19 protein-coding genes are annotated in these 19617 nt (G+C 61.9%); 14 read left to right on the plus strand and 5 right to left on the minus strand.

Translation table 11 applies throughout. The features are described from left to right. Positions 1–12: 12 nt before the first annotated feature. Together G7048_RS05460 and ssuE are read right to left on the minus strand one after the other, a co-directional pair. Positions 13–1026 carry an ABC transporter substrate-binding protein gene (locus G7048_RS05460; RefSeq protein WP_166067162.1) on the minus strand — a complete coding sequence of 338 codons (1014 nt, stop codon included), beginning with the start codon at positions 1024–1026 and terminating at the stop codon, positions 13–15. A 27-nt stretch (positions 1027–1053) separates the two neighbouring features. Next, complete coding sequence (gene ssuE / locus G7048_RS05465) at positions 1054–1635, minus strand: NADPH-dependent FMN reductase (protein WP_166067164.1); 582 nt, start codon at positions 1633–1635, stop codon at positions 1054–1056. Between the two features lie 225 nt (positions 1636–1860). Here ssuE and G7048_RS05470 point away from each other — a divergent pair, with 225 nt between their 5' ends. Next, complete coding sequence (locus G7048_RS05470; RefSeq protein ID WP_166067165.1) at positions 1861–2850, plus strand: tripartite tricarboxylate transporter substrate binding protein; 990 nt, start codon at positions 1861–1863, stop codon at positions 2848–2850. Between the two features lie 22 nt (positions 2851–2872). Here the strand turns inward: G7048_RS05470 and serA are convergent, their stop codons facing one another. Further along, positions 2873–4105, minus strand: coding sequence for a phosphoglycerate dehydrogenase (gene serA / locus G7048_RS05475; protein WP_240933178.1), 1233 nt, complete (start codon positions 4103–4105; stop codon positions 2873–2875). Between the two features lie 318 nt (positions 4106–4423). Here serA and ugpB point away from each other — a divergent pair, with 318 nt between their 5' ends. From ugpB to G7048_RS05510, 7 genes are all read left to right on the plus strand, one after another. Continuing rightward, the gene (ugpB, locus tag G7048_RS05480) at positions 4424–5740 is read left to right on the plus strand and encodes a sn-glycerol-3-phosphate ABC transporter substrate-binding protein UgpB (protein WP_166067167.1); all 1317 of its coding nucleotides are present in this window, start codon (positions 4424–4426) and stop codon (positions 5738–5740) included. 126 nt (positions 5741–5866) lie between these two features. Further along, positions 5867–6748, plus strand: coding sequence for a sn-glycerol-3-phosphate ABC transporter permease UgpA (gene ugpA / locus G7048_RS05485; protein WP_166067168.1), 882 nt, complete (start codon positions 5867–5869; stop codon positions 6746–6748). A 2-nt stretch (positions 6749–6750) separates the two neighbouring features. After that, a complete protein-coding gene (ugpE, locus tag G7048_RS05490; protein ID WP_166067169.1) occupies positions 6751–7602 on the plus strand; it encodes a sn-glycerol-3-phosphate ABC transporter permease UgpE in 852 nt (283 codons plus the stop codon). A gap of 64 nt (positions 7603–7666) precedes the next feature. After that, positions 7667–8686 carry a sn-glycerol-3-phosphate ABC transporter ATP-binding protein UgpC gene (ugpC, locus tag G7048_RS05495; RefSeq protein ID WP_166067170.1) on the plus strand — a complete coding sequence of 340 codons (1020 nt, stop codon included), beginning with the start codon at positions 7667–7669 and terminating at the stop codon, positions 8684–8686. A gap of 31 nt (positions 8687–8717) precedes the next feature. Beyond that, complete coding sequence (locus G7048_RS05500; protein ID WP_166067171.1) at positions 8718–9068, plus strand: VOC family protein; 351 nt, start codon at positions 8718–8720, stop codon at positions 9066–9068. Then, positions 9065–9823, plus strand: a complete 759-nt coding sequence (gene ugpQ / locus G7048_RS05505) for a glycerophosphodiester phosphodiesterase (RefSeq protein ID WP_166067172.1) — start codon at positions 9065–9067, stop codon at positions 9821–9823. The genes G7048_RS05500 and ugpQ overlap by 4 nt, the downstream gene beginning before the upstream one ends. Before the next feature lie 141 nt (positions 9824–9964). Further along, a complete protein-coding gene (locus G7048_RS05510; RefSeq protein ID WP_166067173.1) occupies positions 9965–12520 on the plus strand; it encodes a DUF3772 domain-containing protein in 2556 nt (851 codons plus the stop codon). 23 nt (positions 12521–12543) lie between these two features. Here the strand turns inward: G7048_RS05510 and G7048_RS05515 are convergent, their stop codons facing one another. Continuing rightward, the gene (locus G7048_RS05515) at positions 12544–13362 is read right to left on the minus strand and encodes a siderophore-interacting protein (protein WP_166067174.1); all 819 of its coding nucleotides are present in this window, start codon (positions 13360–13362) and stop codon (positions 12544–12546) included. A gap of 107 nt (positions 13363–13469) precedes the next feature. Between G7048_RS05515 and G7048_RS05520 the strand changes: the two genes are divergently transcribed. Further along, positions 13470–13979, plus strand: a complete 510-nt coding sequence (locus G7048_RS05520) for a MarR family winged helix-turn-helix transcriptional regulator (RefSeq protein WP_166067175.1) — start codon at positions 13470–13472, stop codon at positions 13977–13979. 27 nt (positions 13980–14006) lie between these two features. On the opposite strand, the gene G7048_RS05525 is transcribed toward G7048_RS05520, so the two are convergent. Beyond that, entirely contained in the window at positions 14007–14285 is a 279-nt protein-coding gene (locus tag G7048_RS05525) for a hypothetical protein (protein ID WP_166067176.1), read from the minus strand. Positions 14286–14357: 72 nt separating this feature from the next. Here G7048_RS05525 and hemA point away from each other — a divergent pair, with 72 nt between their 5' ends. The 5 genes from hemA to G7048_RS05550 all read left to right on the plus strand — a co-directional run bounded on the left by hemA (position 14358) and on the right by G7048_RS05550 (position 19590). Then, a complete protein-coding gene (gene hemA / locus G7048_RS05530) occupies positions 14358–15647 on the plus strand; it encodes a glutamyl-tRNA reductase (protein WP_166067177.1) in 1290 nt (429 codons plus the stop codon). A 114-nt stretch (positions 15648–15761) separates the two neighbouring features. Next, positions 15762–16844, plus strand: coding sequence for a peptide chain release factor 1 (prfA, locus tag G7048_RS05535; protein ID WP_166067178.1), 1083 nt, complete (start codon positions 15762–15764; stop codon positions 16842–16844). Further along, positions 16837–17676, plus strand: a complete 840-nt coding sequence (gene prmC, locus G7048_RS05540) for a peptide chain release factor N(5)-glutamine methyltransferase (RefSeq protein ID WP_166067179.1) — start codon at positions 16837–16839, stop codon at positions 17674–17676. Before prfA ends, prmC begins: the two co-directional genes overlap by 8 nt. Positions 17677–17761: 85 nt before the next feature. Then, on the plus strand, positions 17762–18091 hold the full coding sequence (gene grxD, locus G7048_RS05545) for a Grx4 family monothiol glutaredoxin (protein ID WP_166067180.1): 330 nt from the start codon (positions 17762–17764) through the stop codon (positions 18089–18091). A gap of 182 nt (positions 18092–18273) precedes the next feature. Next, a complete protein-coding gene (locus G7048_RS05550) occupies positions 18274–19590 on the plus strand; it encodes a hemolysin family protein (protein WP_166067181.1) in 1317 nt (438 codons plus the stop codon). Positions 19591–19617: the final 27 nt, after the last annotated feature.

Below are 19617 nucleotides of genomic sequence, written 5' to 3' on the forward strand. Positions count from 1 at the left end.
GCCACGACAAAATCAGGTCAGCACATCGGCAAACACATGCGATGCAAAGCGTGCCGGATCGGTCGTGGGCTTGAGCACCTTCACCAATTTGAAGTCGCGCGCATAGAACTCGATTTCGTCCTTCAAGCTCTTGCCGACCGGGTGACTGCGGTGCGTGAGCGTGGCGAGCACGGCACGCAGTTCGCTCTCTGCCACTTTCGTGTACGGACTGTAGATGCGCGCGGTCTCCGCTGGGTTGTCGGCCACGAAGTCCGAGGCTTCGACAATCGCCCGCGTGAGCGCTGCGGCAGTGCCTTTGTCATTGCGCACCATTGCGCCGCTCACGCCCAGCACGCAGCAGGTCTTGGCCGCGTATTCGCCCGAGAGATTCGTGGCGAGGTCGACCAGCCCCTTGGTGCGGCGCTGGATCAGCAACAGGTTCGGATCCCCATCGGCAATCGCGTGTGCCTCGCCTTTTTCGACCGCGAGGCCCAGCATGTCGCCAGGGAACTGCCGCCACTGCACGTCGCGTTCGGGATCGAGCCCCGCCTTGGCGAGCAACACCGAGAAAAAGTTCTTGCCCGGCGCATTCAGATCGGACACCGCAATCGTCTTGCCCTTGAGCTGCGCGATGCTCTTGACGCCTGCCGGTTCGTAGCCCACCAGCCGCGAGCAGCCGCCGTGCGAGCTGCCCACGAGCTTCACGTCAAAGCCCGATTCGAGCGGTTTGATCCAGCGGTGAATCATGCCCACGCCCGCATCGGCCTTCGATGTGGCAATGGCTTCGAGCAACTGGTCGGTGGAACCTGCGAAATTCACCAGTTCGACCTTGAGCCCGTGCTTTTCAAAGATGCCGCGCTCCAATGCCACAGGCGCTGCGGACAGACAGATCGCGTTCGCATTCCAGGCCAGCTTCACGGGCTTGAGCGGCCCCGATGCCCACACTCTTCCAGCCACTGCACCAGCAGCTCCTGCCACTGCGACCGCGCCCGCCGCACGCAGCCAATTTCGGCGCGCATTGGAATGCGAATTTTCGTTCTCGTTCATGGAAGACTCCTCCTTATCTGTGATCATTCAAACACTCAAACGCACCTGCTCGAAACGAACGGGCGCAAACGATGCGTCACGCACATTCAATGCCTCGGACAACAGCGTCTGCACGGCCACATCCACGCGGCTGGCGACGTCGGGGTGCAGCACACCGCCGCCTTCGGGCAGATGCGTGACCTGCGCATCGGTGGCGTAGATGCCCGAGAGAATCTGCTTTGCGCCCAGCGCCTGCAGCACTGGGCGCAACGCGTAATCAAGCGCCAGCATGTGGTGCGGACTGCCACCCGTGGCAAGCGGCAAAACCGTCTTGCCTTGCAGCGCGGTCTGCGGCAGCAAGTCGAGAAAAACCTTGAGCACGCCGCTGTACGCCGCCTTGTAGACCGGCGTTGCAACCACGATCACTTTCGCATGTGCCACCTGCTGCGCGGCCTTGACCACATCGGGATGATCGAACTGCGCCTGCAGCAGCGCCTGTGCGTCGAGATTGCGGATATTCAAAGTCTCCGCGTGAATGCGATGCTGCGCGAGGCGCTGCCCCACATGGGCCAGCAAGGTAGCGGAGCGGGAGCGCTCGGACGGGCTCCCGGCAATCAATAGAACTGACATGAACTTCCTGTCGCCAAACTTCGATGAAAACGGCTGCGATCAAAGCACTGACCGACCCACTTCGACCACGAAGTTTTCAAACTAAGAAACCGCGTTTTCCGAATATGCAAAAACGAGTCCTTCGCGCACAGACCGCATAAGCAAGCGCGCTTTTCTTTGTTCACGGCAATCCGCTCGCTGCCTATCGTGGCTGCTCTGAAAAGAACGAACCAAGGATTGCCACTCATGTTGAAGAAGCCTCTACGATTTGCCGCCATCGCACTGGCTGCCGCACTGCCCTTGTTGAACCCCTTGAGCGCCGCCGCCGACAACTGGCCTTCGCGCCCAGTCAAGCTGGTCGTGCCGTTTCCACCCGGCGGTGCTGCGGATGCGATTGGCCGCTACTACGCCGACAAGCTGAGCAAGGCGCTCGGGCAGCCAGTGATCGTGGACAACAAGGCCGGTGCCGGCACGGCGATTGCGGCCGAATATGTGGCCCGTTCCGCGCCCGATGGCTACACACTGTCGCTGGCAACCAGCGGCCAGCTCACCGTGCTGCCGCATCTGCAAAGCGGTCTGCGTTTCGATCCGGTGAAGGACTTCACGCCGGTGTCGCTGGTGGCATCGGTGCACAACGTGGTGGCGATCAATCCCAAGTTGCAGATCAACTCGTTGTCCGAACTGCTGGCACGCGCCAAGGCGAATCCGGGCAAGGTGACCTACTCATCTTGCGGCAGCGGCACGCTGTGCCACTTGACTGGCGAGCTGCTGCAGAACCTCTCGGGCAGCGAGTTGCTGCATGTGCCCTACAAGGGCAGCGCGCCTGCGGTCACCGCCGCGTTGGGCGGCGAGGTCGATCTCGCCATCGACACGCTGACCGTGCTGGCTCCGCAGATCAAGGCGGGCAAGCTGCAGGGTTTGGTGCAGACATCGGCCAAGCGTTCTGCGCAGCTGCCCGATGTGCCGAGCGCGCCGGAAGCCGGGCTGCCGAGTTTCGTGAGTTCGGGCTGGTTTGGTGTTGTCGTTCCGGCGAACACGCCCGCGCCCATCGTGGCCAAGCTGCAGCGTGAACTGCACACCATTGCGCGCGCGCCGCAGACCGAAAGCGATCTGCAGGAGCGCGGCATCAGCGTGGAATACAACACGCCCGCCGAGTTCGCATCGCTGATCAGGACCGACTACTCGCGCTGGGGCAAGGTGGTGCAGGCGGGCAAGGTTCAACTGGCGTCGCAGTGAACCCGGATCGCCCAGGGCATCATCAGAACAGCACGCGCTTTTTGATGGTGCCCGGCACGTTGGCGAGTTTTTCCAGCGCCAGGTCGGACGACTTGGCATCCAGATCGATCACCACATAGCCCAGCGTGTCGTTGGTCTGCAGGTACTGCGCGGAGATGTTGATCTGGTTGTCCGACAGAATCTGGTTGATCTGCGAGAGCACGCCCGGCACGTTGCGGTGAATGTGCAGCAGGCGGTGCTTGCCCGCGTGTTCGGGCAACGCCACTTCGGGGAAATTCACCGACGAGGTGGTTGTGCCGTTGTCGCTGAACTTGACCAGCTTTTCCGCCACTTCCAGGCCGATATTGGCCTGCGCTTCCATCGTCGATCCGCCGATGTGCGGCGTCAGAATCACGTTGTCCAGACCGCGCAGGGGCGACTCGAATTCCTCGTTGTTCGAGCGCGGCTCGACCGGGAACACGTCCACCGCCGCACCACCCACATGACCGGACTTGAGCGCCTCGGCCAGCGCGTCGATCTCGACCACCGTGCCGCGCGAGGCGTTGATCAGGATCGCGCCGGGCTTCATCTTCGCGATCTGCGCTGCGCCGATCATCCATTGCGTCGAAGGCAGCTCGGGCACGTGCAGCGAGACGATGTCGCTGTGCGTGAGCAGGTCGTCGAGCGAGGCCGCCTGGTGCGCGTTGCCCAGCGGCAACTTGCTGACCACGTCATGAAAAATGACCTTCATGCCCAGCGACTCGGCCAGCACCGAGAGCTGCGTGCCGATGGAGCCGTAGCCGACAATGCCCAGCGTCTTGCCGCGCGCCTCGTAGGAATGCTCGGCGCTCTTGCTCCAGCCGCCACGGTGCACTGCAGCATTCTTGGCTGGAATGCCGCGCAGCAACAGGATCGCCTCGGCCAGCACCAGCTCGGCCACCGAACGGGTGTTGGAATACGGCGCGTTGAACGCCACCACACCATGCTCGCGCGCGGCCTGCAGGTCGATCTGGTTGGTGCCGATGCAGAAAGCCCCTACGGCGACGAGCTTGTGCGCGTGGGCCAGCACGTCGGCCGTGAGCTGGGTGCGGGAGCGGATGCCAAGAAAGTGCACATCGGCGATGCGCTGCTTGAGTTCCTCGTCGGGCAGTGCGCCCTTGAGTGTCTCGATGTTGCTGTAACCGGCGGCATGCAGCACATCCAGCGCGCTCGGATGAATCCCCTCCAGCAGCAGAAACTTGATCTTGCTTTTGTCCAGCGAAGTCTTGGCGTTCACGGCAATCCCCTTGTGTTGCGGTCGTAGCGGTCGCACATCTGCGTTGATGCACGCATTTCTGTACGCATTTCCCACAGCATTGTGCATTGCACAAAACCTTGCTTTTTCGATGACAATTGCACTGCCGAAAATGGAGCACAATTGGTGACATTCCTTTGTGACTGTCATTATCAAAAGTCAATGCAAGCGCAATCGCTCACCGTATTTCCCCTGTTGTGAGTGTTTTCTTGCTGTGCGACAACGACATCTTCTTGTCACATTGGGCGAGTTACCATCTCGCCGCAAATAATCATCTCTTTATATCCCCTAGGAGCCTACATGCGGATCAAGCAACTGGCCTTGGCCACTCTCGTCGCGACCACTGGTATTGCTGCGCAAGCACAAACCGAAATTCAGTGGTGGCACGCGATGACGGCCGTGAACAATGAATGGGTCAACGACCTGGCCAAGCAGTTCAACGAAAGCCAGAAGGAATTCAAGGTTGTTCCCACTTACAAGGGCACCTACGACGAAACCATGACCGCTGCCGTGGCGGCGTTCCGCTCGGGCGGCGCACCCCACATCCTGCAAGTGTTCGAAGTGGGCACGGCCACCATGCAAGCCTCCAAGGGCGCGACCGTTCCGGTCGCCAAGGTGCTGAGCGATGCGGGCGTGGCGTTCGATCCCAAGGCCTACATTCCTGCCGTGGCGTCGTACTACACAGCCCCCAACGGCCAGATGCTGAGCTTCCCGTTCAACAGCTCGACCACCGTTTTCTACTACAACAAGGACGCCTTCAAGAAGGCCGGCCTGAACCCGGACAAGGCGCCAGCGACCTGGCCTGAAGTCTTCGAAGCGGCCAAGAAGCTCAAGGCCAGCGGCCACAGCTGCCCGATGACGCTGGCCTGGATGGGCTGGACGCAGCTCGAATCGTTCTCCACCTGGCACAACGTCGAGTTCGCCACCGAGCAGAACGGTCTGAGCAAGAACGGCTACAAGGCCCGCATGAAGATCAACTCGCCACTGCACGTGCGCCACATCGAGAACCTCGAAAAGGCAGCCAAGGCAGGCGAATTCGTCTACAAGGGTCGCGGCTCGCTGCCGCAGGCTTCGTTCGTGTCGGGTGAATGCGCGATGATCCAGACCTCGTCGGGCTTCTACGGCGACGTGGCCAAGAACGCCAAGTTCGGCTACGGCATCTCGCAACTGCCTTACTACCCGGACGTCAAGGGTGCTCCACAGAATACCGTGATCGGCGGTGCTTCGCTGTGGGTCATGGCTGGCAAGAAGCCTGCCGAATACAAGGGCGTTGCCAAGTTCTTCGAGTTCATCTCGCAGACCAAGGTGCAGGCCGCCAGCCACCAGCGCACCGGCTACCTGCCAGTCACCATGGCATCGTTTGACCTGACCGAGAAGTCCGGCTTCTATCAGAAGAACCCCGGTACCGACACCGCCGTGAACCAGATGGTCCGCAAGGTGACCGACAACTCGCGCGGCATTCGCCTTGGCAACTACGTGCAGATCCGCACCATCGAGGACGAAGAACTCGAACAGGTGTGGGCCGGCAAGAAGGCTCCGAAGGACGCGCTGGACTCCATCGTCAAGCGTGGTGACGAACTGCTGGCTCGCTTCGAAGCGGCCAACAAGGGCAAGTGATCGGGCGTTAGTCATCCTCGCGAATCCCTCATGCCGCCCTCGGGTGGCGTGAGAGAAATCGCATCTTTTTCACATACCTCCGTGGTCTCACAAAGGCCTCGGCGGTTTTTTGGTTTTTGAAGGCATATGGAAAAACGAGTCCTTTTCCGATCCGCCTGGCTGCCATGGTTGCTGCTGCTACCGCAGATGGCGATCATCGGCATCTTCTTTTTCTGGCCCGCGGCCCAGGCGATCTTGCAATCCTTCCAGGTGGAAGACGCATTCGGCCTGAGCAAGGAATGGGTCGGTCTGCAGAATTTCATTCAACTGTTCAACGACGCTTCGTACCTCGAATCGTTCTACCGCACGGCCATCTTCTCGGTGCTGGTGGCGGGCGTTGGCATCCTGGTCTCGCTGGCGCTGGCCATCTTCGCTGACCGCATCGTGCGTTTTGCGATGGTCTACAAGACGCTGCTCATCGTGCCCTACGCGGTCGCGCCGGTGATTGCCGGTGTGCTGTGGGTGTTCATGTTCTCGCCGTCGCTGGGTGTGGTGTCGTATGCGCTGGAGCGCATCGGCTACAACTGGAACTTCCTGATGAACGAGAACCAGGCCATGGCGCTGATCGTGATGGCTGCGGTGTGGAAGCAGATTTCCTACAACTTCCTGTTCTTCCTCGCGGGCCTGCAATCCATTCCGAAGTCGCTCATCGAAGCCGCTTCCATCGACGGTGCCGGTCCCTGGCGTCGTTTCCTGAACGTGCAACTGCCGCTCTTGTCGCCCACCACGTTCTTCCTGCTGGTGATCAACATCGTCTACGCGTTCTTCGACACCTTCGGCATCATCGACGCGACCACGCACGGCGGCCCCGGCCAGTCCACGACGATTCTGGTCTACAAGGTGTATCTGGACGGCTTCAAGGCGCTGGACCTCGGCGGCTCGGCCGCGCAGTCCGTGATCCTGATGTTCATCGTCATCGCGCTGACCGTGATCCAGTTCCGTTATGTTGAAAAGAAAGTGCAGTACTGAGCATGATTGACCGACGTCCCTGGCTCGATGTGCTGTCCCACGCCGTGATGATTCTCGGCGTGGCCATCGTGGCCTTCCCCATCTATCTGGCGCTCATCGCCTCCACCCACACCGCACAGGAAATCGTGCAGGCACCCATGCCGCTCTGGCCGGGCACCAACATGCTCGAGAGCTACAAGGAAGCGCTGTTCGGCTCCGGCAAGCTCGGCTCCAACACCGACCTCATCCGCATGATGTGGGTGAGCTTCGTGACCGCCATGGTCATCACCGTGGGCAAGATCGCGATCTCGCTGCTGTCCGCGTTCGCCATCGTGTACTTCCGCTTTCCATTCAAGCAACTGTGCTTCTGGCTGATCTTCGTGACGCTGATGCTGCCGGTCGAAGTGCGTATCCTGCCAACCTACAAGGTGGTGGCCGATCTGGGTCTGCTCAACAGCTACGCGGGTCTCACGCTGCCGCTGATCGCATCGGCCACGGCCACGTTCCTGTTCCGCCAGTTCTTCCTGACGGTGCCCGACGAGCTCGTCGAAGCCGCGCGCATCGACGGCGCAGGCCCGATGCGCTTCTTCAAGGACGTGCTGGTGCCGCTGTCCAAGACATCGATTGCCGCGCTGTTCGTGATCCAGTTCATCTACGGCTGGAACCAGTACCTGTGGCCGCTGCTCATGACCACCTCGGAAGACATGTACCCCGTGGTCATCGGCATCAAGCGCATGGTCGCTGGCGGCGGTGAAGCGGCCATCGACTGGAACGTTGCCATGGCGACGACCATCATCGCCATGCTGCCCCCCGCACTGGTCGTGATCCTGATGCAGAAGTGGTTCGTCAAGGGCCTGGTGGATACCGAAAAGTAATCCCCCCGAACACGCCCTCACCCGCACTTCAATACATCAAGAACCCATTCAAAGAGTTTCGAACATGGCATCCATTTCACTCAAAGACGTCGTCAAGGTCTACGGCTCCGGCAAGCAAACCGTGCCCGTCATCCACGGCGTGAACGCAGAAATCAAGGACGGTGAATTCATCGTCATCGTCGGCCCCTCGGGCTGCGGCAAATCGACGCTGCTGCGCATGGTCGCGGGCCTCGAAGAAATCTCCGGCGGCACGATCTCCATCGGCAGCCGCGTGGTCAACGACCTCGAACCCGCACAGCGCGACATCGCCATGGTGTTCCAGAACTACGCTCTGTATCCGCACATGAGCGTGTTCGACAACATGGCCTACGGCCTGAAGATCAAGAACGTGCCTGTGGACGAAATCAAGCAGCGCGTCGATGGCGCAGCCAAGATTCTCGAACTCGCGCACCTGCTTGATCGCAAGCCGCGCCAGCTCTCCGGCGGCCAGCGCCAGCGCGTGGCCATGGGCCGCGCCATCGTGCGCAATCCGCAGGTGTTTCTGTTCGACGAACCACTGTCCAACCTCGACGCCAAGCTGCGCGCGCAGACCCGCATCGAAATCCAGAAACGCCACAACCAGCTCGGCATCACCAGCCTGTTCGTCACCCACGATCAGGTCGAAGCCATGACGCTCGCGCAGCGCATGATCGTGATGAACGGCGGCCGCATGGAACAGTTCGGCACGCCCGAAGAGGTCTACCACACGCCCGCCTCCACGTTCGTGGCAAGCTTCATCGGCTCGCCTCCGATGAACCTGCTCAAGAACGCCCCCGGTGCCAAGCCCGGCACCGTCTTCGGCATTCGCCCCGAGCATCTGGACATCACCCCCGGCACCGGCTGGGCGCTGGTGGTCGACACCGTCGAACTGCTGGGTGCGGAACGCCTGATCTACGCCCGCGTGCAAGGCGGCAACGACGACGAACAACTCGTCGTGCGCGTGGAAGAAGGCAAGTTCACGCCGAATGCGGGCGACGTCATCCATGTCACGCCACGCCCCGATCGCATCCATGCCTTCGATGCGAGCACGGGTAAACGCATTTGAGAAAATAGCGGCTCACTTCCGCTGAAAAACGATGGCCTCGCTGATTCACTCCACGGTTCCGGTGCTTCCTTCTCCGGACCTCGCGGTCAGCGAGGCTTTCTACGTTCAGAAGCTCGGTTTTCGTGCTGCGCTGTCCCTGCCCGGCACCTACCTCATCGTCGAGCGCGACGGCTGCGAAATTCATTTCTGGCCCTGCGGCGACAACACCGAACTGCCCCGCAATTCTTCCTGCTATGTGCGCGGCGACACCAACGCGCTGCATGCCGATTTCGCTGCGCGCGGACTGCCACTGCAGCCGCCGCAAGACCGCGAATGGGGCATGCGCGAGCTGTATGTGATCGACCTGCACGGCAATCTGCTCAAATTTGGAGAACCCTTATGACTACCCTGGCCGCATGGCCTTATCCGCGCTGGGTTGCACACCGTGGCGCTGGAAAATTGGCCCCCGAAAACACCATGGTCGCGTTTCGCCTTGGCGCATCGTATGGTTATCGCATGTTCGAATGCGACGCCAAACTCAGCAAGGACGGTGTGCTCTTTCTGATGCACGACACTGACCTGAAGCGCACCACCAACGGCCTGGGCACCGGCAGCGACCGGACCATGGGTGAGCTCGCGCAGTTCGACGCGGGCGCGTGGCATTCACGCTCCTTCGCGGGTGAAAATCTGCCCACGCTCGAAGCGCTCGCACGCTGGTGCATTGCCAACCATCTGCACCTCAACGTCGAAATCAAACCGACTCCCGGACAGGAAGAAGCCACCGGCCGCGCCACGGGCGAGCTGATGAATCGCCTCTGGCCCAAGGACGCCGTGCCGCCGCTGTTCACCTCGTTCAAGCCCGATTCGCTGCGCGGAGCCAAGGCGGTTGCGCCCGCTATTCCGCGCGGTCTGCTGGTCGACAAGTTTGCCGACGGCACGGGCGAGGCCGATCTGAAAATCGCCGTGGAACTGGGCTGCGTCGCCATGGTGCTCAACCATGCGCTGTGGAGCCCCGAACTCGTCCAGCGCGTGCACGACGCGGGCCTGCGCTGCAGCAGCTACACCGTGAACGATGAGTGGGAAGCCAAGCGCCTGCTCGACATCGGCACCGACTGCATCATCACCGACCGCGTCGATCTGTTCAGCCCTGCGGCGTGATCTGAACCGACACTGCAGCACGCGATGTCTGCGAATTCTTACGCCCGCAGTTTCCGGTGGGCGCTAGAGTAGCGGGAAAACATCGCACGCAGCCACCTCCATTTTTGGGCGAGCGATGGACACCCTCGCTCAAGAATGCGTATGAACCCATCTTCCCGCTTCGTCGAACGGCCCTTTTCTTTCGTCCGCCTCTTCTGGCACACCTTCTGGCATCTCTGCGCGCTGCTCGCGTTGCTGCTGGGTCTGGGCATCGCGCCCGCCGCGTATTCGCAGACGCAAGACACGCCACGCACGCCCATCGCGGCGGCCGTCAACGGTAATGGCAATGGCAGCGCAGCGGACGCACCGCTGCCTCAGCCCGACGACCTGCGCAAACAGCTCGGTGCCATTCCCGCGCAGTTTGAAGAAAGCAGCGATGCGCGCAAATATCTCGCGCAGTTGAACGTCATCGGCGCCAATGCCGACCGTCTGGCCAAGAAGCGCACCGAAGAACTGGCCGACATCGACGGTCGCCTCACCGGCCTCGGCCCCGCGCCGGAAAAAGGTTCTCCAGCCGATGCGCCCGATGTGGCCGAGCAACGTGCTGCGCTGAACAAGCAACGCGCGGCCATCGATGCCGACTTGAAGCTCGCGCGACTGATCAGCGTGGATGCCGAACAGCGCAGCGCCGAAATCCTCAAGCAACGCCGCGCGCAATTTCAGGCCGCGCTGTCCGCACGCGTCGCATCGCCGTTGAGCCCTGCTTTCTGGCGTTCGTGGAAAAGCAGCGCGCTCGATGACTGGGAACGCCTGAAGTCGCTGGGCGAAGACATGCAGCTCGCCATCCTCGACGCGACCGCCACATCGCGTGGACGCTATCAACTGACGCTGTTTTTGCTCGCCGCTTTCGCGCTGGTCACCGGCGGTGTCTGGCTGGCCGACCGCATGCTGCTGCGCGTGTTGCCGCCTCGCCTGCCGCAAGGCAGACTGCGGCGCACGTTGCTCGCCAGCGCCGAGGTGATCGTCAATGTGCTGATCGTCGCCGTCGCGGTGAAGCTGGCCTGGAGCGGCCTGCGGCTCGATGATGCCAACGACGAGCGCCTGCATGCGCTGGCCAACGTCTGCGTGAAGATGGCCGCTTACGGCACTTTTGTGGTGTCGCTCGGCTATGCGCTGTTGTCGTTCAAGCGTTCGTCATGGCGGTTGCTTCCGATCTCGGACACGCTGGCGCGCAATCTGCGCCCCTATCCGTGGTGGCTAGCAGCGTCGTCTTCGCTTGGCGGTCTGGCCATTGAGATCAGCGCCACGGCCGGACTGAGCATCAGTTCTGAAGTGCTGATCCACATCGCCTTTGCACTGCTGATTTCGGTGATCACCTTGCTCGGTCTGCGCCAGTTGCGCGAACTCGATCAACCCGATCCCGGAGCCACCAGCGACTCTGGCAGCGAGCCACAGAACGACCCGGAACCCGCCGCCACCAGCTTCACGCGTCCTCTTTGGTTCGCGCTGCTTTCGGCAGCGGCAGGCATCTGCGTGATCGTGATTCTCGGGCTGCTGGCGTTCGGCTATGTGGCGCTGGGCTCGACGACGGCAAGGCAACTGGTCTGGACCATCGTCGTGCTGGCCACCATGTACCTGCTGTTCAAGCTGGCCGACGATCTGAGCGAAGCGCTGCTCTCGTCCAAAGGCAGCATCGGAGTCAAGCTGCACGCGGGGCTGGGCCTCAACGAACGGCTGCTCGATCAGGCAGCGGTGCTCACCTCCGGCGTGCTGCGCGTGGCGCTGTTCTTCTACATGATCATCGCATTGATGGCACCGCTGGGCACCGCACCCGACGAGGTGTTCCGTCGCGGCACCTCGGTCGATCACAGTTTGAAGATCGGCGACTTCACCATCGCCCCGCAAGCCTTGCTGACGGCCGCTGCCGTCATCTGCCTGGGCTTTCTCGCGATCCATCTGTTCAAGCGCTGGCTCACCGACCGCTACTTTCCGAACACCACGCTCGAACCCGGCATGCGCAGCTCGATCTCCACGCTCACCGGCTATGTGAGCGGTGTGGTGGTGATCGCCGCCGCGTTGGCGGGCCTGGGCATCAGCGTGGAGCGCATTGCGTGGGTGGCGAGCGCGTTGTCGGTGGGTATCGGTTTTGGCCTGCAGGCCATCGTGCAGAACTTCATCTCGGGCCTGATTCTGCTGGCCGAGCGGCCCGTGCGCGTGGGCGACTGGGTCAAGCTTGGCGACACCGAAGGCGACGTGCGCCGCGTGAATGTGCGTGCCACCGAAATCCAGTTGCCCGACCGCTCGACCATGATCGTGCCGAACTCGGAATTCATCACCAAGCCGGTGCGCAACATGACCAGCTCCGGCGCGCCGGGCCGCGTGCTCATGCGCCTGCCTGCGCCGCTCGATACCGATGCCGAACGCATGCGCGAGATCATCCTGAAGGCCTACTCCGAGCACCCCGCCATTCAGGACACGCCCGCGCCCGTCGTGCAGCTCGAAGGCATTCAGGGCGGCACGCTGACCTTTCTGTGCATCGGCTACATCGGCAATCCGCGCAACACCGGCAGCGTGAGCAGCGATCTGCTGTTCGCGATTCTCAAGTCGCTGCGCGAGGCGGGGCTCTACCTCTCGCCACCGGCCACCACCTCGGTGTCGCGGCCCGAGTCATCGCAAGATGGCGATGCGGTGGTCGATCAGCTCACGGGCGCGCGTTGAACCGAGCCAAGCCGATTCGGATTTCAGCCTTCGTTCAATTCTTCGTGGTGAGCCACCTCGCCACGCTTCCAATATGCGGCCACGCGCATGCGCTTGGCATTCACGCCGGGCTTGGCAAGGAAGGTGCGGCGCAGTTGGGCCATGTCGTTGTGCTCGCCTGCGGCCCAGATGAAGCCGTCACCTTCTGGAATCGCCAGCGACTCGGCAGCATCCTGCAGCGAATCCACCCATTGCAGATCCACCTGCGCAGCGCTCGGCAGCGCGCGCTTGTCAGCTGCGTGATCGAGCAGCACGCGCACGGTCACGCGCGCTTCTGTGGGCAGTTCGCTCAAGCGGCGCTCGATGGCGGGCAAGGCGCTCGCATCGCCAAACAGCCAATGCCATTCAAACGCCTTGGGCACCACCATGCTGCCGCGCGGGCCGGCAATGCCCACCCACTGGCCGATCTGCGCATTGGCCGCCCACTGCGCGGCGGGGCCCGCTTCGTGCATGGCGAATTCGAGCACCATCGTGCCCTTGCCTTGGTCCCAGCGCACGGGCGTGAAGTCGCGCGCTGTCGGGCGCTCGCCTGCTTCAAAGTTCGGGCGACCATCGACAAAGCGGGGCAAGAGCGGCTTTTCCTGACCGACGGCGGGCAGCAGCAGCTTGACGTGGTCGTCGAACCCGGCGCTGTGGAAGTTGGCCAGATCGGCACCGCCGAGCGTGACGCGCACAAAGCCGGGGCTCACGATCTCGCGCGCCATGAGCTGCATGTGGCGGGCGGCGAAAGGATGGCGCACGCGCTCGATCTGGAGATGGTTGGTGGGAGTTTCGTTGGCGATTTGCGAAGATGGGAAGGTCATGGACAGTGGCTTTCTGGAGTGACTAGAATGTTGATTAAATCAACAAGATGCCAGAACGATACCCGCATCATGTTGACTTTGTCAACAAATAAGATAAAACCCACGCCATGAACGCAGTCACCGTGTCCACGCAAGTGCTGGATGCCTTGCACAACCTCATCTTCATTTACCGGGGCCGCATGCGCGCCGAAATGCACCGGCATGACGACCGGCTCAACCGCAACTCGGTGCGCTGCCTGCTGTTCGTCGGCCACCAGCCGCTGTGCACGCACAAGGAACTGACGGACTACCTGCACGCCGACAAGGCGCTGGTGGCGCGCGTGCTCACCGAAATGGAAGAAAACGGCTGGATCGAACGCGTGCCCCACCCCGAGGACCGCCGCAGCCGCCGCTTGCAACTCAGCGAGCAGGGAAAGTCGCTGTTTTCAGAGATGCAGAAGGCGCGCGCCAAGATCGGCGAGCAGATGATGCAAGGCTGCCCCGAGGCGCTCCAAAAGCAGCTCGCCGCCCAGTTGCTGCAGATGCAGGCGAACCTGCGGGCGTCGGATGCGCCGGACAAACCGGACGACTCTTCTTGCGAAAAACGAGGAAATCGCCGCTGCGCAGATGGTAAATGAGAATCAGAAACTCATTTACCGTGGCAATCAGCCCTTCCAGCCCCGCAATAACACCCATTGTGTTGTAGCCATTGCAACACTCAGGGTCATGTAAGTAATCCATTTTCCGTCGTTGCCGAAGAACCCCAGTCCACCCAGCAGAACGATGCAACCCACAGCAAAATTGATAGCTGCAGGTTGAAACCAGCCATAGGTTTTGGCACGTTGTCTGAAGAAAATATGCGCGCAGACGACCATCAGCACGGCCAGAAAAAAGGCCGGTGCGATGAAATTCAGAAAATGGTTCAGTGCGAGTAAGGGGTTCATAAATATGACTCAGATCAAGTCAGTCATTCACGACACCCAACCTTGATCCCGTACAAATTTTATAATCGCGCTATGGCAGTTTGGGCATTAGGCATCAATCACACGACCGCGCCGCTTGACGTACGCGGTCGTTTTGCGTTCGCGCTCGACCAGATCGCGCCGACGCTGATCGGCCTGCGTCAGGCCCTGACCAGCAATTCCGTGCGCCATCCGGGTGTGGAAACCGCCATTCTGTCCACCTGCAACCGCACCGAAATCTACTGCGCCGCCGAAGCACCCGCACTCGACCACACGCTCGACTGGCTGGCCCATTCGGGTGGCGTGAGCCCCTCGCTGCTGCGCTCGCACTCCTACACCCTCGAAAACGATCTGGTCGCCCGCCACGCCTTCCGTGTTGCCAGCGGCCTCGACTCAATGGTGCTGGGCGAGGCCCAGATCCTCGGCCAGATGAAGAACGCCGTGCGTGCCGCCGAAGACGCGGGCGCGCTCGGCAGCACGCTCAATCAGCTTTTTCAGCGCAGCTTTGCCGTTGCCAAGGAAGTGCGCAGCTCCACCGAAATCGGCGCACACAGCATCAGCATGGCCGCCGCTGCCGTGCGTCTGGCTGGTCAGCTGTTCGAAGACCTCTCGCAGATCAAGGTGCTGTTCGTCGGCGCGGGCGAGATGATCGAGCTGGTCTCCACGCACTTCGCGGCCAAGCATCCCAAGCAGATCACCATCGCCAACCGCACGCTCGAGCGCGGCGAAAAGCTGGCGCAACAGTTCAACGCGAACACCATGCGCCTGTCGGACCTGCCCGAGCATCTGCATGAATACGACGCGGTGATCAGTTGCACCGCATCGAGCCTGCCGATCATCGGTCTGGGTGCCGTCGAGAGCGCACTCAAGAAGCGCAAGCGCCGCCCGATCTTCATGGTCGATCTGGCCGTGCCGCGCGACATCGAAGCCGAGGTCAAGGACCTGCGCGACGTGTATCTCTACACCGTCGACGATCTGGCCAACGTGGTGCGCACCGGTCAGGCCCAGCGTCAGGCTGCGGTGCAGCAGGCCGAGGTCATCATCGACCACGGCGTGCAAAGCTTCATGCACTGGCTCGACCAGCGCAAGCCTCAAGGCGGCGCGGTGCCGCTGATCCAGCAGATCAACGCGCAGGCCGACGAATGGCGCGCGCTTGAAATTGCCCGTGCCAAAAAGCTCATCGCCAAGGGCGAAGACATCGACACCGTGCTCGAAGCCCTGTCTCGCGGCATTGCGCAGAAGATGCTGCACGGCACCATGGCCGAGCTGCACAAGGGCGATGCCGAGCAGCGTGCCCAGACCGCAGACACCGTTCAGCGCCTGTTTCTGCGCAAAGAGCGTTAGCGCTTTTCTCCTTCTCGGGTCAGCCCCTCGCGCTGACCTTGTCGTTCTGCGCGCCCGTCGCAGACTTGCCGTCATGCACCGGCGGCGTCCCCGAATTTCCTCCATTCATCCACGATGAAACCCTTTCTCAGAACCCAGCTCGAGAAGTACGCGCAGCGCCTTGAAGAGCTGAATTTTCTGCTCTCGCGCGAGGACATCATGTCCGACATGAAGCAGTACCGCGCGATCTCCAAGGAGCATGCCGAGGTCACGCAGATCGCCGGTCGCTACAAGCGCTACCAGCAGGTCGAGTCCGATCTGATCGGCGCGCGCGAGATGCTCGAAGACCCCGACATGGCCGAGATGGCGCAAGAGGAAATCGCGAGCGGTGAAGCGGAACTCGTGCAGTTGGAAGACGAACTGCAGCGCCTGCTCTTGCCCAAGGACCCGGACGACGCACGCAACGCCTTCATGGAAATCCGCGCAGGCACGGGCGGCGACGAATCTGCGCTGTTCGCGGGCGACCTCACGCGCATGTACACACGCTACGCGGCCAACAAAGGCTGGAAGGTGGAGATCATGTCCGCCAACGAAAGCGAACTCGGCGGCTACAAGGAAGTGGTGTTGCGCATCGAGGGCGACGACATCTATGGCCGCATGCGTTTCGAATCCGGCGGCCACCGCGTGCAGCGCGTTCCCGCCACCGAAACGCAAGGCCGCATCCACACCAGCGCCTGCACCGTGGCGGTGATGCCCGAGCCCGACGAGCACCAGGCCATCACGCTGAACCCGGCCGATCTGCGCATCGACACCTTCCGCGCATCCGGTGCGGGCGGCCAGCACATCAACAAGACCGACTCCGCCGTGCGCGTGGTCCACTTGCCCACCGGCATCGTCGCCGAATGCCAGGATGGTCGCAGCCAGCACAGCAACAAGGCCAAGGCTTTGCAGGTGCTGCAGGCGCGCATTCAGGAAAAGGAACGCAGCGAACGCGCCGCCAAGGAAGCCGCACTGCGCAAGGGCCTGATCGGCTCGGGCGACCGCTCCGACCGCATCCGCACCTACAACTTTCCGCAGGGCCGTTTGACCGATCACCGCATCAACCTGACGCTCTACAAGCTGCTCGCGATCATGGAAGGTGACTTGGACGAAGTGCTGGACGCGCTCGCCCATGCACGCGAGGCCGAGTTGCTCGAAGAGCTGGAAGTCAATGCCTGACACGACCACCACCATCGCCCAACTGCTCGCTCAAGCGGCACAGCAGGGAATGGCGCGCGTCGATGCGCAGATGCTGATGCTGCACGTCATGGGCCAACCCACGCATGCGCGCGCGTGGCTCATCACGCATGACTCCGATCTGCCAAGCGCCGAACAACTCGCGCTGTGGCACGCGCTGTGCGCTCGCCGTCTGGCGGGCGAGCCCGTTGCCTATCTGACGGGGCACAAGGAATTTTTCGGCCTGCCTTTGCAGGTGGATGCGCGCGTGCTCGATCCACGCCCGGACACCGAAACGCTGGTTGAATGGGCGCTGGAAATCCTGCCCGGCGACGGCGCAAATCAGCGCATCGTCGATCTGGGCACGGGCAGTGGAGCGATCGCGCTCGCACTTCAGCACCAGCGCCCTCAAGCCGAAATCTGGGCCGTGGATGCCAGCGCAGATGCGCTGACCGTCGCCAAGTCCAATGCGGAGAAGCTTCGGCTGCCAGTGCAGTTTGCGCACGGCAGTTGGCTCTCGCCGCTGACGGGGCGATTCGACGCCATCGTCAGCAACCCGCCTTACATTCCATCTGCCGATCCGCATCTGGTGGCGCTCACCCACGAGCCGCTTTCGGCGCTGGCGAGCGGTGGCGACGGGCTGGACGACATCCGGCTCATCATCGAACAGGCCCCTGCCCATCTGAAGCCGGGTGGCTGGCTGCTGCTCGAACATGGCTGGGATCAGTCCGAGGCGGTGCAAGCACTGCTTTCCCAGGCGGGTTTTGACGACGTGCAAAGCCGGGCCGATCTGGCTGGCATAGCCCGATGCACTGGCGGGAAAATCCGTGAATGACGCTGGCTTGAGCAGACAGTGGAATAATCGACAAATTGAGCCCTGAATTCACCACGAAGGGCATTCGAATTTCAGGAGTATTTTCATGAGCGACGTACAACAGCGTATCGATCAACTGGTCAAGGGCAGCGATGTCCTGCTCTTCATGAAGGGCAACGCCAGCTTCCCCATGTGCGGCTTCTCGGGCCGTGCCATCCAGATCCTCAAGGCCTGCGGCGTGGATCCCAAGAACGTCACCACGGTGAACGTGCTGGAAGATCAGGAAATCCGCCAGGGCATCAAGGACTACAGCCAGTGGCCCACCATCCCTCAGCTCTACGTGAAGGGCGAGTTCATCGGCGGCTCGGACATCATGATGGAAATGTACGAATCGGGCGAACTCCAGCAAGTGCTGGGCGGCGGCGCTGCAGCGTAAGCCGCTTCGAGTCACGTTTTCACGAAAGCCGATCAGTTCGCTGGTCGGCTTTTTTGTGGGCGCTTTGCGTGCCCGACAACCTTCGCGCACCACGGACAAGGCACCACCGAATCACGGCTGACCGCTACACTGTTTGCATCACCATTCGCGACTGAGCCCATGCATCGGCGGTCGCCTGCTACATGCAATTGCCCGAAAGCCTCTTCGTCATCGCCCTTTTGATCGTGCTCAGTGCGTTTTTCTCGCTGGCCGAACTCTCTCTGGCTGCGTCCCGCCGTTTGCGGTTGCGCCAGTTGGCGGTGGATGGAGACATGCGCGCGGATCGGGTGCTGAAGCTGCAGGAAGGGCCGGGCGACTACTTCACCGTCGTGCAGGTCGGCCAGAACGCCGTGGCGATTCTGGGCGGTATCGTCGGCGAAGGCGCCTTGAGCCCCACGCTCAGTCGCCTGTTCTCGCTCTGGATGCAGGAATCGACGGCGCAGACGGTGGGCTTTCTGTGCTCGTTCTTCATCGTCACGTCGCTGTTCATTCTGTTCTCGGACCTGTTTCCCAAACGCCTTGGCATGGCCGAGCCCGAACGCTGGGCCGTGCGCGTGCTCACGCCGATGACCTGGTGCATGCGCATCTTCAAGCCCGTCGTCTGGCTGTACGCGAAGACTGCCGATCTGATCTTCAAGCTGCTGGGCATCCAGACGACACGCGACGAACGCATCACCTCCGAAGACATTCTGGCGATGACCGAAGCCGGTACGCGCGCAGGCGTGCTGGCGGTGCGCGAGCAGCAGGTGATTGCCAATGTGTTCGAGCTGGATTCGCGCACTGTCGGATCGGCCATGACGCAGCGCGAGCGCATCGCCTTCTTTCTGCATGACGACCCGGACGAAGTGATCCGCGCGCGCATCGCCGAGGAACCGTTTTCGACCTACCCCGTGTGCGATGGCGACATCGACCATGTCGTCGGCTATGTCGATGCCAAGGACCTGTTCCAGCGCGTGCTCAACAATCAGGCCCTGTCGCTCAAGGACGAGAACCTCGTGCACAAGGTGCTGATCGTGCCGGATCGGTTGACGCTCGCCGAGGTGCTGGAGCAGTTCCGCCAAGTGCATGAAGACTTTGCGGTCATCGTGAACGAGTACAGCCTCGTGGTCGGTGTCGTCACGCTGAACGACGTGATGAGCACGGTGATGGGCGATCTGGTCGGCCCGGATGACGAGGAGCAGATCGTCAAGCGCGACGATAACTCGTGGTTGATCGACGGCGTGACACCCATCGAAGACGTGCTGCGCGCGCTCCACCTTGACGAGCTGCCGCACGATGACGAATACGAAACGCTGGCGGGCTTTCTGATGGTGATGCTGCGCCGCGTGCCCCGCCGCACGGACAGCGTGAACTTCGGCGGCTACAAGTTCGAGGTGCTGGACGTGGACAGCTACCGCATCGATCAGGTGATGGTGTCCAGACTCGAACCCATTGGGCGCACCGAGCAGACTGCACCATGAAAAAAGCTGGCATCAAGCCAGCTTTTT

Origin of the sequence: Diaphorobacter sp. HDW4B (genome assembly GCF_011305535.1) — a bacterium.
Classification (GTDB): Bacteria; Pseudomonadota; Gammaproteobacteria; order Burkholderiales; family Burkholderiaceae_C; genus Diaphorobacter_A.